Source organism: Paenibacillus sp. M-152, from assembly GCF_003856555.1.
Taxonomy (GTDB): domain Bacteria; phylum Bacillota; class Bacilli; order Paenibacillales; family Paenibacillaceae; genus Paenibacillus; species Paenibacillus polymyxa_C.
Genome location: NZ_CP034141.1, coordinates 1,039,189 through 1,052,480, shown reverse-complemented (window position 1 = coordinate 1,052,480; position 13,292 = coordinate 1,039,189). Strand labels below are relative to the sequence as shown.

Here is a 13,292-nt window from a genome sequence, read left to right as displayed (position 1 = left end):
CAACATGATAATGATTATCAATATCGTAAGAAATATATCAAGTGCCATCCTTGCTGTCAACTAAAAAGCGAACTTTGTATTATTTCACTACTAAAATAAAAAGACCTGCCAAAATATTGGCCAGGTCTTTTCGTGAAGCCGTCTCAAAAACCTACACATTGGGGCTAGGTTGCTGGAGGCTGCTTGCTGGTGATCGCTGTTTTGTTTTATATTCTTCTCCCCAATCCTTCATCAAGTTAATAATCGGGATCAGTGTTTCTCCAAATTCGGTGAGAGAGTATTCGACCTTAGGCGGAACCTGCTGGTAGACTTCACGGTGAACGACACCATCCTCTTCCAGCTCGCGCAATTGAAGTGTCAGCATACGCTGGGTAATTCCCGGACAGATCCGCCGAAAATCACTAAATCGCTTAGTCCCATACATGAGATGGTATAAAATAATCCCTTTCCACTTGCCCCCAATCACATCCAACGTGTACTCAACAGGACACGCCTGATCATTCCCAGCGGTACACTCACCAAAGCCGCCTTTCCGATTGCGCATTGGCCCTTCTCCTCCTTGGTATCATTTTATATACTACAGCACATTAATGTGCGTACTTCCAAAACGATTATATATATTCTAATATTAGTCATGCACTTGATAAGCGTCAATTTCAATCACATCCATAAGGAGTGGAATCACGATGAAAACCCTAACAACCACTAAAGATCAAATTTTAGCTGCATACAAGTTCAGACATGCTACAAAGGAATTTGATAGTCATAAGAAAATTAGCGACTCCGATTTTGAGTTTATTCTTGAAACCGGTCGTTTATCCCCAAGCTCGTTTGGCTTTGAACCCTGGAAATTTGTTGTCGTCCAAAGTAAAGAGATGCGTGAGAAACTGCTGCCCTATTCTTGGGGGGCCACAAAACAGCTACCAACAGCAAGCCATTTCGTACTTATTCTCTCCAGATTGCCTAAAGATATGGTAGCTTCATCCGATTATATCAAGAATATGATGGAAAACGTGCAGCAATTACCTGCTGAAGTGATGCAAGGCAAAGAGAAGGTATATGATGCCTTCCTAAAATCAGATTTTGCGCTTGAGGAAAATGAAAGAGCTATGTTCGAGTGGGCATGCCGACAAACCTATATCGCTCTGGGCAATATGATGACTGCCGCAGCTCAAATCGGCATTGATTCCTGCCCGATCGAGGGTTTTAATAAACAAGAAATTGAACGTATCCTTTCCGAAGAAGGCATTATGGATGCCGAGCATTTCGGTATTTCTTGCATGGTGGCTTTTGGCTACCGCCTGAACGAGCCGCGCGACAAAACTCGTCGACCTGTAGATCAGATTGTAGAGTGGGTGTAAAACGCGGAATATCCTTCTTTAAAGCAAAGGGCGCTCCACAGCCATTTCCATGGCTATGGGGCGCCCTCTTTTCATAAAACTCAGGTCCTACAAGTTTTATCACTTCATACGCTTACTGATAGTTCACTTCTTCCACGAAATAGATGTCCTTCAAACGAGCTTTCACGCGCTGAATTTCATCTGCTGTTAAAGGAGCCGTTGGACATAGTTTGAAGTTCCTTCCGGTGACATAGCTTACGTCCGTGTGACCATCCAGGTTGTAATCCATCTTCGGAACCGGTTTTTGGGTATAATCGGTAAAGTCAATAATAGACCATTCCGCATCTCCATCCTCTTTGGATAAAATAATCCGCTGTGAGGCATTTTCAGTCCACAAATAGCGCAGATTTGCTGGTGAATTATTGGAATCCATAGCCGTCTTAATACCTGAACCTCTAAACATGAGCGTAAACTCGGTATGATCATTATTGGATCCTGCTACCGATTCATAAACCTGTTTCAGCCCGTCCACACCCACAATCTCGACCTTGCGATCAAGCGGGAAATGATTCACAAAGTTCTCCCATATTGGACCCATTTTGTGGGTGTTGGCAAGTGCGTTAATGTCCAAAATAATGGACAAGTAGTTTACCGTATTTATACGTTGATAAGGGTTATCCAAATATTGCTGTACTATATACAGTTGTGGTGCCGCATCCATCTCCGTCACATAGGGGTCACCCGGATGAAGAGTCCAGCGTGAGGAATCTTTGGTATAGCGTGATCCAATCGGATCAATCGTAACCGAGTTCATGAATACGGTACCGCTATTATCAGCAATTCCTTGTGCGGGAACAATCGGATTGTCTTTATTAGACCAGTAAGGCATCAAAGGTGAGCCCTCACCATACATGCCGTTGACATTATATTGTGTAGCCGACCATCCCATCGCGGATGTAATTCGATAGTGATCTTTTAACCATTGAGTCTGTTCAGGATTCACCGTAAAGCTGGTCAATGATTTCGGCAGATACTTCCGATATTGGTCTGTATCCATGCTTTCAAACACGGATGGTGATCCCATCGAACCAGATTGGTGTAGCTCATTGAATGCATTGTAACGGTACATGTACAGCCACTCATCCATCTTTACTTCCCAAACAGGAAACTTCTGCTGGTTCGGATACCCGGCCAGTATCCCGACTTCATCTCCATACTGATCGACGTAATCCAGAACCTGTTTAAGCTGCGGTCGGTTCGATTCCACAAAAACAAATCCGTTTTCCATCGCCCACGTCACTTTGATGTTGGGACCAAAGTGATCCATCAGCAATTGACGAGATTGCTTGATTTGGTCTACGGTAGTCACGCTTCCCTGCAGCATGATGGAGACAGCAAAATATTGCTTCTTGCGTTCTCCGGGTTCTACCCTTAATTCCGCATCAGATGTGAAGTGAATCCCCTGGGATGGTGACTCAACCACAATTTTTAATGGAATGGCTGAGTTCACTGCTGGAATCAAATGCAGATTGGCAATCTTTCCATCCTCGTCAAATATTCCTCTGGAATCCTCTACCCGAAGTATCAAGTCGGACGGCAGCATTTCAGGAGCTATAACCTCTCCTTTAGCATTATGAAATACGTAGGACATTTTCCAAGTAGCGGGATCTAAAGCAGCCGCCTCTGAAATAGTATACGTAGACAAGTATACGGACCTGATTACGTTCGGTGGCTCTGCCGGCGGAGTCTTCCCTTTCACGATCAGCTTGGTCTGAGCTGTAAGGACCTGATAAGGTTTGGCAATAGTGACCTTCATCTCTACAGGAATGAAGCTGTCCGCAGCCGGAATATTTTCAGGATGTGCGATTTTCCCTTGTATATCAAACACGCCTAACTCATCACTAAATGTGTACGTAACACTTGTGACGCTGGCAGCAGGAATGCTTACTGGACGCCCTTCATGGTAGAGCTGAAAGGATAGCTGATACGAAGGGTACGTTTCCGGCTGATTTACCAGCTCCTCCGCCTTGATTACGACTTCATCTACCAGAAAATCCGAAGAAGGATCCGATGGATCTACTGGAATTACTGGTGGTTTGGGATTAGGCACCGGTGGTGTGACTGGCGAGTCCGGTCTCGGTTTCGGTGGTATCACCGGCGGTTCCGGTTTCGGCTCTATTGGTGTCACCGGGGAGACTGGTGAATCAGGTCTTGGGCGATGCCTTTTAGGCTCCTCAATTTCCGAATTCACAGGTTGTTGCCTAATTTCCGGTGTCAAATCGACCGCAATCTTCTGCGATTCTTGTTGGCTGGTCGCCTGAGGCATCGTTGCAGCTCCATTTCCTAATGAATCCAACAAACGTTTGGCACGTTCTCTCAGACCGTCACCGCCTAGCCATATCCGATAAGCAACCAGCGTGGCATCCTGCCGTCTCACAGACTCTTTAGGATGGAAATAGTGATTCGTATCACCCTCAATCAGCTCCAACCGTTCCATTAGCCATACACTCGTTTGTGCATAGTCTGATATATCTGATTGATCCACAAAACTGGATATTCCAGCAGATCGGGTATCATCAGTAACACCAAAATACCGGGCATACCAAACGGCCATATCCTGACGGGTCATATTGTGCTTGGCACCAAATAATTGATCGCTAATCCCTTTCGTAATGCTCTCTTCCTGCAAGGCCTGTACATAAGGTAAGGCCCATGGTGACACATCCCGAAAAGAAGTTACGCCTCTGTTATTCGATGTTCGCTTTAAGGTTTTAGCAAAAATGCTTGCCCATTCCTGACGCGAGATAAAATGTAAAGGTCGAAAGCTCCCATCCTGATAACCTGTAACATAACCTTGAGCAGCCATGGCCTCAATCGCATCAGCTGCATAGGAATGTTCGATATCGTTAAAGGCTCTGTTCGCAAAAACAGGCGCACTATGTATACAGAACAACCAGACAGCCAGTAAACCAGCCATGTAATGCCTAATTTGTTTCAACCTTTTTTCACAGTTCATTATTTGAGATCATTACACCTCCTTTACGAGATGGCACTGGGCCACTTTCACCTGTACCTTCATATCAACTTTGAAAATAAATCTCTTTTGTTTTCAAACGATTTTTCATTACTGTTAACACCAAACTGTATATACTTGGTTTATCGGAATAATCTCCCTAGGATTGAATAAAGCCAGCAAAAAAAGTGGTTTGAGCAATCTGCTGTCCTGCTCATTCAGCATGTTTTTTTAAGCCGTCATTCCCTATCACTAAACAATGGTTTTCATTGGTAATTAAATATTTATCACCTTTGGGTTATCATTTTATTCATGTATACAAACAAAAAAAGAGATGACACCTGTATCCGCATTCGTCTGAATACAAAATGTTATCTCATTTATTTGTGTAAGATGCACTTTTTAAATTCTGTCTTCTCTTTCTAATCCTTTTTCAACTCAGAGCCCTTATAAATATAAAAGTAGCCCTTTAAAGATCCGTTTTGTGGATAAGCAGCAGGATCTTTGTCTTTTATTTGAGCTACCCACTCTCGGTTTATAAGCGTAGAGGGGCCTTCCTCAACTAGTGCTTCAGCAGACATTCCAGTGACTGGTTTTGCTGCGCTGGACCAGAATGTAACTAAGTATACATCGTCAGCATTAAAATGATAGCGTTCTTCACTTGGAGTTCCCTCATAAAACAGCTCAGCCAACGAAGCTGCCTCAGATCCTCTCATAAAAATTCGAATCTCATCGTTTCCGTTCCATGTATGAGGAATTCCGTCTTTTGGATTAACGTAGTCTACAGTTTCTGGCTCCTTGTCGGTATTAAAATCAACAACTGCATATTTATAAACCTCATCCGTTACACTCTTGGTTGCAAATTCAGTTGTTTTCTCTGTTCGATAGCCACTGAACTTTCCATACACATTCGGGGTTTTGCTAATCGCAGCAAAGGCCTTTTCCTGATCCATAAATCCAGCTCTACCAGCTACCGGTGTCAGCCTGTAGGTCTTGATTTCAGTCCCCTTGTACTGATCCCAAGAGTATTCGTAATAATATTTTGCATAAGATATTCCACTGTTCCACCCTACGGATACCAGCATGATAATACCTATCATGAATACTACTGGCCATTTTTTCAACATCATACCCACAACCTCTTTTCTTCAAGTACAATCAAATCATCATTAGAATTATAGCTTTTCAATAATTCTACTAACAGTTAAATATTAGAAGGAATTGTGGATAAATTATGTCTTTTCTATTTTTCTGTCTTCTGCGGATCAGTTGCTGCTTTGAGACGTTTTTCCATTTCCGTAGACACCATAATGTTCAACAACCCCATGAGATTATTGGTCTCGTTTCTTGCTTTTTGATAGGCGGCAGCAAAGGCCTTTTCATTCGCCGCAGGGTTTTTAATATCACTCAGTTTCTTCCACTCTGGTTTAACTTGTTGATCATACATATTGTACAAACTAATGTCTGTGGGCGTCTGTGCAACAGGTATCATAGACTCAAATTTCGAAGCAACCTTAAAGAAGCCCAGCGTATTTTGGACTGATGGAGTAGAGTAATCATGCGTCTTCATCGCTTCTTCTAAAATAAGAAGTCCCTCGCGTGACAGGTAGAGCATTTTGATGAGCCCTCTTTCTGTATTAGAAGTTTCCTCCCATTTCTTGTAGGTCTCTCCCGGAGCAACTCCCTCTGTAAAATAAGTATAAGCCTCATGAATAAACTCATCCGTATTCGGGTGAATTGGCTTTTCTGTATATAAATTTACAACAGAGTCGCTGTAATTTGCGATGTTGATATGTTTTCCGGTTGGATCGGAAACCCGCCGAATGGGATGGTTTGGCACCCGTACCAGCCCATAACGATCCGCAAAGGAAAGGAGCTGCTCTTGTGTTGTATTTAGTCCTATTTGGCCTGCTTGCTGGTCTGGTTTCGTTGCTTCTTTAGCCATGTCTGCATACGTTTTTGTGTTGGTCTCAGCTTTTGCCGCTTTGTCCACTGTACTGCTCGCAGTAGCTTCCACATTTGCTTGTCCCGCAACATCACGATCCACTTTGGGCGTCTGTGTAGCTGTGGCAACTGTAGACGTAGTCGCTCCAGTCGTAGCCTCACCTTCATTTTGTTTCTTGGAGTCACCGCATGCTGCCAGCATAGCAGATAAACTCATGACAGCAGTCATCAAAATAATATACTTCTTTACCTTCATCTGATGTTTTCCTCATTTCTTGGTGTATCATTCTGCCATCCATACCTACCATAGACTAAGCTTCACATGTATCCTCGCAGGCCAATGGTATCTTCAATAATATGGAATTCATCTTATCAGAAATAAAAATGAGGGAATACTGGACCATCCTCCTGATTAAGCTCAGTTTGTTTTATAGTAATACGTTGTTTTCTGAACTAAAGACGTGATTATCACGCTGAAAATGGGCAAATTTCCTGTTGACTTTTAGAATACGGCAATCCTCGGTACTACTCCTGCACGCTTATAATTTCTAACCCGAATACGAAAAACGAAGCTCATGACCTAGGAACTTCACACACATCCGAATGGTCCTTGTTTTATCTTGCAACATTCCGCCTACTCCTTTTTTTCTATTTATTTGAAGTCCCACGGTCTGACCTTTAGAATAGATAATACACTTGGCGTTATTTAAGGAAGGGGGCACTTATCTATGTTCAAGAAAATGGATATCTACCGAATTCTCACTTTAATATTTGCCGTAGTTGCTTTGATCTCGTCCTTTTTATCACTCACATACCCAGACACCTACGGAGACTTATACAAAGTCTCACAATTTTTCCTAGGGTTTATGTTTCTATTTTCTGGAATCACGGAGTTTAAGGCTCAACGTAAGGTTATAGCAATAATCAACTTCTCCGTTTCTCTTCTCACTTTTTTGGTATCTATATTTGCACTTGTAGCGCCAACAGGTTAACCACACACTTTTTCACCTCACTTACAGCCTTTTCATTGCTCTATTCCTCTTCATATAAAAAGAAAAGCCGAGCGCAACTCAGGTAATCTGAATTACGCTCGGCAAATACTACATCTTGAGCAGCCTATTCGTTTTTTTCTAACTCTTCAATTCTCTGCCGCTTTCCTATACCAAAGATAAAATATCCAACAACGACGATCGCCATGAATGTTGCCCCGACAATCAACGATAAGCGTGTGTCCGGGTTAAACCACATTCCAACAATTACGAGCAACAGAAAAATAATCGTAATGTAATTACTGATCGGGAAAAAACGAGACTTAAAGTTATGACCTTCCATTTCGTTTTTCCACTTTTTCCGGAATTTAAATTGACTGATGGCTAATGCAAACCACGGTACCATACCTGGGAGAACGCTGGCGCTGTAAATATACAGAAATAGTTTGGAATCAGGCATTAAGTAGTTAAATAACACCCCTACCAGCAGCAAGGAAATGGTCGTTATTATACTATTTCTAGGGACGCCGCTTGCCGAAACTTTCCCAAAGAACTTAGGAGCTTGTCCATTCTTAGCCAATGTATATAACATTCTGCCCGCACTATAAATACCACTGTTGCAACCTGACATCGCAGCTGTGAGTACAACAAAGTTAATGATACCCGCAGCAGCCACAATTCCTACCTTGGCAAAAGTCAGAACAAACGGGCTGCCAATCTCGCCAATTTGGTTCCAAGGATAAATCGTAACAATGACAAAGATTGCCCCTACGTAAAAAATCAGAATACGCCAGATGATGTTTTTAATGGCTTTTCGCAGGGTCATTTTAGGATTTTCTGCTTCACCCGCTGTAATGCCCACCATCTCAATCCCCTGGTAAGCCGCCGTTACAATACAGAGTGCAAATAGGAATCCTTTTAGCCCTCCTGCAAAAAAACCACCATGGCTGACTAGATTGGATAGACCTATCGGCTGTCCGCCGTTACCGAGGCCAAAAAAGATAATCCCCGTACCAACCACTAACATGAAGATAATAGCGATAATCTTAATCATCGCAAACCAGAATTCAAATTCTCCATAAAATTTCACAGCCGCCAAATTGGCCAGCGCAATAATAATTACACCTACCAAAGCCGGCAACCATTGCGGGATATCCGGGAACCAGTAGCCCACATATACCCCAATCGCAGTGACCTCCGCCATCCCTACAGTAACCCATAAGAACCAATAGCTCCAAGCGGTCAAGAAACCGGCCAAAGGGCTGATGTATTTATGAGCAAAGGTAGCAAATGAGCCCGTCACCGGTTCAAGAATCAGCATTTCCCCCATGATCCGCATGACAAAAAACATAATAATCCCAGCTAAGAGATAAGCCAACAGCACCGAAGGACCTGCCCATTTTATCGTACTTGCCGATCCCATAAACAAGCCGACGCCAATCGTGCCTCCAAGCGCAATCAACTCAACGTGCCGTGGCTTCAGCCCTCTTGTTAATTGTTTCGATTCCAAAAGAACGCTCCCCTTCGTATATGTTCGTCATCAAATGCTAATGATCCGGAAAACTGCCCCCAAACATTATTAATTTTCAGACTGACGTGGTTGACCGAACGACTACACAGTAGTTCCACGATTCGTAAATATACAAAGTCAACCACGTCCTATTTGCCGTCCAAACCTTACTGTTTCTAAGACCGAGTCCGTAGCATTAGATGCATTGTATGACAAAAAACGTCTAAATACAACTGCTAATTAGCAGACATTTTTAGACATGAAATGGAAAGGAAGGAGATTCATTTTTCTGAACATTGGTCAATTCAATGTAATGCATTAGAGCGTTAAACATGCGTATTTTTTCAATGATAAATATCACGATATTAAGCTTATTTAAAACCTGTATCCCTACAGTGCAAAACATGAACTCCGAATGAAAGAGCAACATTTCAAACATTACCTTGTGCTATAACTATGCATGAATTCCAAACAAGGAGATGAAGACATGAGTAAGTTAAAAGGTCAAATCGCTTTAGTAACTGGTGCAAGTCGAGGAATCGGTCGTGGCATTGCATTACGTCTGGCTCGGGAGGGGGCCATTGTCGCAGTGCATTACGGAAGAAGGCATAAAGAAGCAGATGAGGTGGTTCATCAAATTGAGCAACTTGGAGGGGCTGCATTTACGATCAGTGCTGACTTCAGTGCCCTGAACGGCGTTTATGATTTATATGCGAAATTGGATAAAGCGCTTCGGGAACGTACAGGCGATAATCGGTTTAATATTCTCGTCAATAACGCTGGAATGGGTCAAATTGTCCCCCTAGAAGAGACAACAGAAGAATCTTTTGACGAAGTCATGAACATGAATGTCAAAGCACCTCTTTTTGTTACCCAGCAAGCTTTGCCGCGTCTAAAAAATGGAGGCCGCATTATCAATCTCTCATCGTTTGTTACACGCGTGGCCTCCCCTAGTGTTTTCGCATATAGCATGTCAAAGGGGGCAATCGACACACTGACACGCGTTTTGGCTCATCAACTTGGGAGCCGTCATATTACAGTCAACGCCATCCAACCTGGCATTATCAATACAGAGATGAATAGCGGAACATTACAAGATCCCAACGGGCAGAAATTTGCCGCCGGCCTATCAACTTTTAAACGCTGGGGCGAGCCTGAGGATGTTGCAGATATAGCTGCCTTTCTTGCCTCATCGGATAGCCGTTGGATCACTGGTCAATTGATTGATGCAAGTGGTGGATCTCATCTGTAAATGAACAGGTTCAAAATAAAAGCAAAATGCGTTGGTGAGAGAAAGTCGTTCTTCTCCACCAACGCATGAAATAGATTATCAGCCAGTTGTTCAACATGACTACTACAGATCAGGTACCACAGAAGGTTCGGTAAGGACAAGTGGATTCCTCAGGCAATGTAGAGTAAACCTCCTGTTCAGTAGAATAAGCATAAGGGTCCGAAAGAACTTCAAGAAGCTGCTCCATCACACGGTAATCTTCTCGTTCCACCGCAGCTTCCAGTGCTTCTTCTACCCGATGGTTGCGCGGGATGATTGCAGGATTGCTGCTGCGCATCAGCTGATGCGAGGAGGCTTGGGATTCCTGTTGTCTGTCCAGCCTCGCCTGCCACTCCTTGTTCCACTGGGTAAAATCCGCAGTGCTGAACAAATCCGCATCCTCCAGCTTGTTTAAAGTTAGAGCACGGAAGGTATTGGTGTAGTCCGCGCGATGCTTCTGCATGATTTTAAGAAGATCCTCAATAAGGGATTCATCTTGCGGCTCTTCGTTAAAGATCCCCAATTTGGCCCGCATTCCCGTAAGCCAATGATGGCGAAACATGTTTGCAAAATCTGAAATTGCATCCTCGGCCAGTTGGACAGCCTGCTCTCTGTTGTCATGCAGTAGCGGCAAGAGGGTCTCCGCAAATCTCGCGAGATTCCACGCAGCGATATGCGGCTGATTGACATAAGCATAGCGGCCCTGCATGTCGATGGAACTGAACACCGTCTCAGGATTATAGGTATCCATAAAGGCGCAAGGACCATAATCAATGGTTTCTCCGCTAAGGGTCATATTGTCGGTGTTCATCACTCCATGAATAAAACCCACTAGCTGCCATTGGGCGATCAGCTTCGCCTGACGCTTAATCACTTCCTGAAGCAGTGAAAGGTAACGGTTTTCGTCATTGGCAACTTCAGGATAGTGCCGTTCCAATGTGTAATCAGCCAGAGTACGCAGATCTTGGGACGTGCCCCATGCTGAGACATATTGAAAGGTGCCGACACGAAGATGACTGGCAGCCACACGAGTCAGAATGGCACCGGGTTGCTCTGTTTCCCGGACGATCGCCTCACCCGTGGTTACCACCGCCAAGCTGCGGGTGGTAGCGATACCTAGCGCATGCATCGCTTCGCTGATGATGTATTCGCGGAGCATCGGCCCAAGTGCCGCTCGGCCATCACCACGACGAGAGTACGGCGTTCTGCCTGAGCCCTTAAGCTGAATATCAACCCGTTTACCCAAGGGAGTGATCTGCTCGCCGAGCAGTAGAGCCCGACCGTCTCCTAGCATGTTAAAGTGCCCGAATTGATGTCCTGCGTAAGCTTGAGCAAGAGGCGTAGCACCTTCGGGAACCTGATTGCCGGCCAACATTGCTACGGCGTCATCTCTTTGCAGCGCATTTTCGTTCAAACCCAGTGAGACTGCCAACGGATGATTTAAAATGATCAGCTTTGGTGAGCGAACAGGATTTGGATTGAGCTTCGTAAACATGGATTCCGGCAGACGAGAATAACTGTTGTCGAAGTTCCATCCTATTTTGTCTGCTATTTCTTTTTTCTCCGTCATAGTGTCTCCTTTTCTGCTGTGGTATCTTGGATTTTTCCATTTTAGTTTTTACTTCTATCCATTTATTATCCACATTTCACCATGCTGTTGTACCTTTCAGCCTACTTTTTTATTGTAACCGATGATCAAACATGAATTGTATTTGAATACCGAATGGGTCTTCAATAATACCATAGGCTTGGCTAAACACGTTACTTGATAAAGGTACAATGATTTTCACTCGATCATCTGTTATTAGACTATGATAAAAATGTTCAATTTCTTCTATGTCAGCACTTTGAATACATAATGAAGTGTTATTCCCTGCGGTATATTCCTCATTGGGATTCATGGGTTCTTCTGCTATCATAACCTTTGTTCTTCCGATCGATAAGACAGAATGAGAAATATAATCTTTATTTTCAGCAGTAAGCTGTATTGAGCTGTCACGTTTGGCCATATCTTGATAAGTAACGAGAAATCGTTCCTCGGCGTTAAAATGTTTTTTGTAAAAAGCTATAGCTTCCTTTGCTTTTCCGTTCATGGATAAGAAAATAGCTATTTCCAGTGTTGTACTCATGGGTTCAATCTCCTTTTATATCATGCTTGTAGGTAGATATCTTATAGATTTGATATATCACCTTGAACCTATTATCATATGTAAAGGGTTCAAAACATGACACCTTTTATAAGGAGATTTATGTATGAAGAAATCCGAAAGATTAAATGACATGATTAGGTACTTAAACAGTCGAGAGTACTTTAATTTAAATGATCTCATGGATAAATACCATATTTCAAAAAGTACAGCCTTACGTGATATTAGTTCATTAGAACAATTAGGTATGCCTATTTATTCGGAACATGGCCGACATGGACGATATGGTATCTTAAAAAATAGATTGTTATCCCCTATTATTTTTACGATGGATGAAGTATATGCTCTGTACTTTGCAATGTTGACGTTAGAAGCTTATCAATCTACACCATTTCATTTAAGTGTTAATAAACTCAATGAAAAGTTTGAACACTGTCTTTCTAAAATACAAATAAACCAGATTCATAAAATGAAAAAGGTTCTACAATTTGAAATATATCAACATAATCATGTTAGTCTCTATTTGGACAAAATACTAACCAGTATTCTTAATGAGACGTACTGTAAGGTTCAATATTCAAAAAATAACCAGAATAAAAGTTACCATGTTCAATTTTTCAAGATTTCCGCTAAGTTTGGCCAATGGTACGCTACTGGAATAGAGTTAAATACGAATAAGTATAGGGTTTTCAGATGTGATCGAATCACCTTTGTAGAAGAAGAGGACATCCATTCTCACTTTTCGATAGATGAACTCCTTAGTCGTTCATTAGAAATGTATCAATCTGAGAAGAGCATTGACTTTGAAGTAGAGATTGTAGAACAAGCCAAGGATATTTTTTATAAAGAACATTATCCCTCTATGAAAATACAGCAGGGTCATAAAACAGTCATTAAAGGATTCTATAATCCTGGAGAGGAGGAGTTTATCGCTCATTATTTTATGAGATATGGTCATTATGTACGATCAGTAAAGCCTGAATCTTTAAAACAGATTATTAAGGAGAGAGTTGAGCACCTCTTAAACCACTATCAAAAATTATAAAATCATCGAAGGTTTGTTCCAAAGATTCTCTACA

General features: G+C 42.6%; 10 protein-coding genes. 3 read left to right on the top strand and 7 right to left on the bottom strand.

Going from position 1 to position 13,292, the window contains the following annotated elements; genetic code table 11:
• Positions 1 to 151: 151 nt before the first annotated feature.
• Entirely contained in the window at positions 152 to 544 is a 393-nt protein-coding gene (locus EGM68_RS04815; RefSeq protein WP_013369546.1) for a winged helix-turn-helix transcriptional regulator, read from the bottom strand.
• A 142-nt stretch (positions 545 to 686) separates the two neighbouring features.
• On the opposite strand from EGM68_RS04815, the gene EGM68_RS04810 reads away from it, so the two are divergent.
• Complete coding sequence (locus EGM68_RS04810; RefSeq protein ID WP_129548730.1) at positions 687 to 1,361, top strand: NAD(P)H-dependent oxidoreductase; 675 nt, start codon at positions 687 to 689, stop codon at positions 1,359 to 1,361.
• A gap of 112 nt (positions 1,362 to 1,473) precedes the next feature.
• On the opposite strand, the gene EGM68_RS04805 is transcribed toward EGM68_RS04810, so the two are convergent.
• The 4 genes from EGM68_RS04805 to EGM68_RS04785 form a co-directional block, all read right to left on the bottom strand.
• Entirely contained in the window at positions 1,474 to 4,356 is a 2,883-nt protein-coding gene (locus EGM68_RS04805; protein ID WP_129548729.1) for a DUF3863 domain-containing protein, read from the bottom strand.
• Positions 4,357 to 4,775: 419 nt separating this feature from the next.
• The gene (locus EGM68_RS04800; protein WP_058710722.1) at positions 4,776 to 5,483 is read right to left on the bottom strand and encodes a hypothetical protein; all 708 of its coding nucleotides are present in this window, start codon (positions 5,481 to 5,483) and stop codon (positions 4,776 to 4,778) included.
• Positions 5,484 to 5,596: 113 nt separating this feature from the next.
• A complete protein-coding gene (locus EGM68_RS04795; protein WP_129548728.1) occupies positions 5,597 to 6,553 on the bottom strand; it encodes a hypothetical protein in 957 nt (318 codons plus the stop codon).
• 860 nt (positions 6,554 to 7,413) lie between these two features.
• The gene (locus EGM68_RS04785; RefSeq protein ID WP_058710725.1) at positions 7,414 to 8,796 is read right to left on the bottom strand and encodes an amino acid permease; all 1,383 of its coding nucleotides are present in this window, start codon (positions 8,794 to 8,796) and stop codon (positions 7,414 to 7,416) included.
• Positions 8,797 to 9,283: 487 nt separating this feature from the next.
• On the opposite strand from EGM68_RS04785, the gene EGM68_RS04780 reads away from it, so the two are divergent.
• A complete protein-coding gene (locus tag EGM68_RS04780; RefSeq protein ID WP_058710726.1) occupies positions 9,284 to 10,048 on the top strand; it encodes an SDR family oxidoreductase in 765 nt (254 codons plus the stop codon).
• 109 nt (positions 10,049 to 10,157) lie between these two features.
• Here EGM68_RS04780 and EGM68_RS04775 read toward each other — a convergent pair whose 3' ends face one another.
• Positions 10,158 to 11,636, bottom strand: coding sequence for a protein adenylyltransferase SelO (locus EGM68_RS04775; RefSeq protein ID WP_129548727.1), 1,479 nt, complete (start codon positions 11,634 to 11,636; stop codon positions 10,158 to 10,160).
• Positions 11,637 to 11,745: 109 nt separating this feature from the next.
• Entirely contained in the window at positions 11,746 to 12,195 is a 450-nt protein-coding gene (locus EGM68_RS04770; RefSeq protein ID WP_129548726.1) for a VOC family protein, read from the bottom strand.
• Between the two features lie 124 nt (positions 12,196 to 12,319).
• On the opposite strand from EGM68_RS04770, the gene EGM68_RS04765 reads away from it, so the two are divergent.
• A complete protein-coding gene (locus tag EGM68_RS04765; protein WP_040102084.1) occupies positions 12,320 to 13,258 on the top strand; it encodes a helix-turn-helix transcriptional regulator in 939 nt (312 codons plus the stop codon).
• Positions 13,259 to 13,292 lie beyond the last annotated feature (34 nt).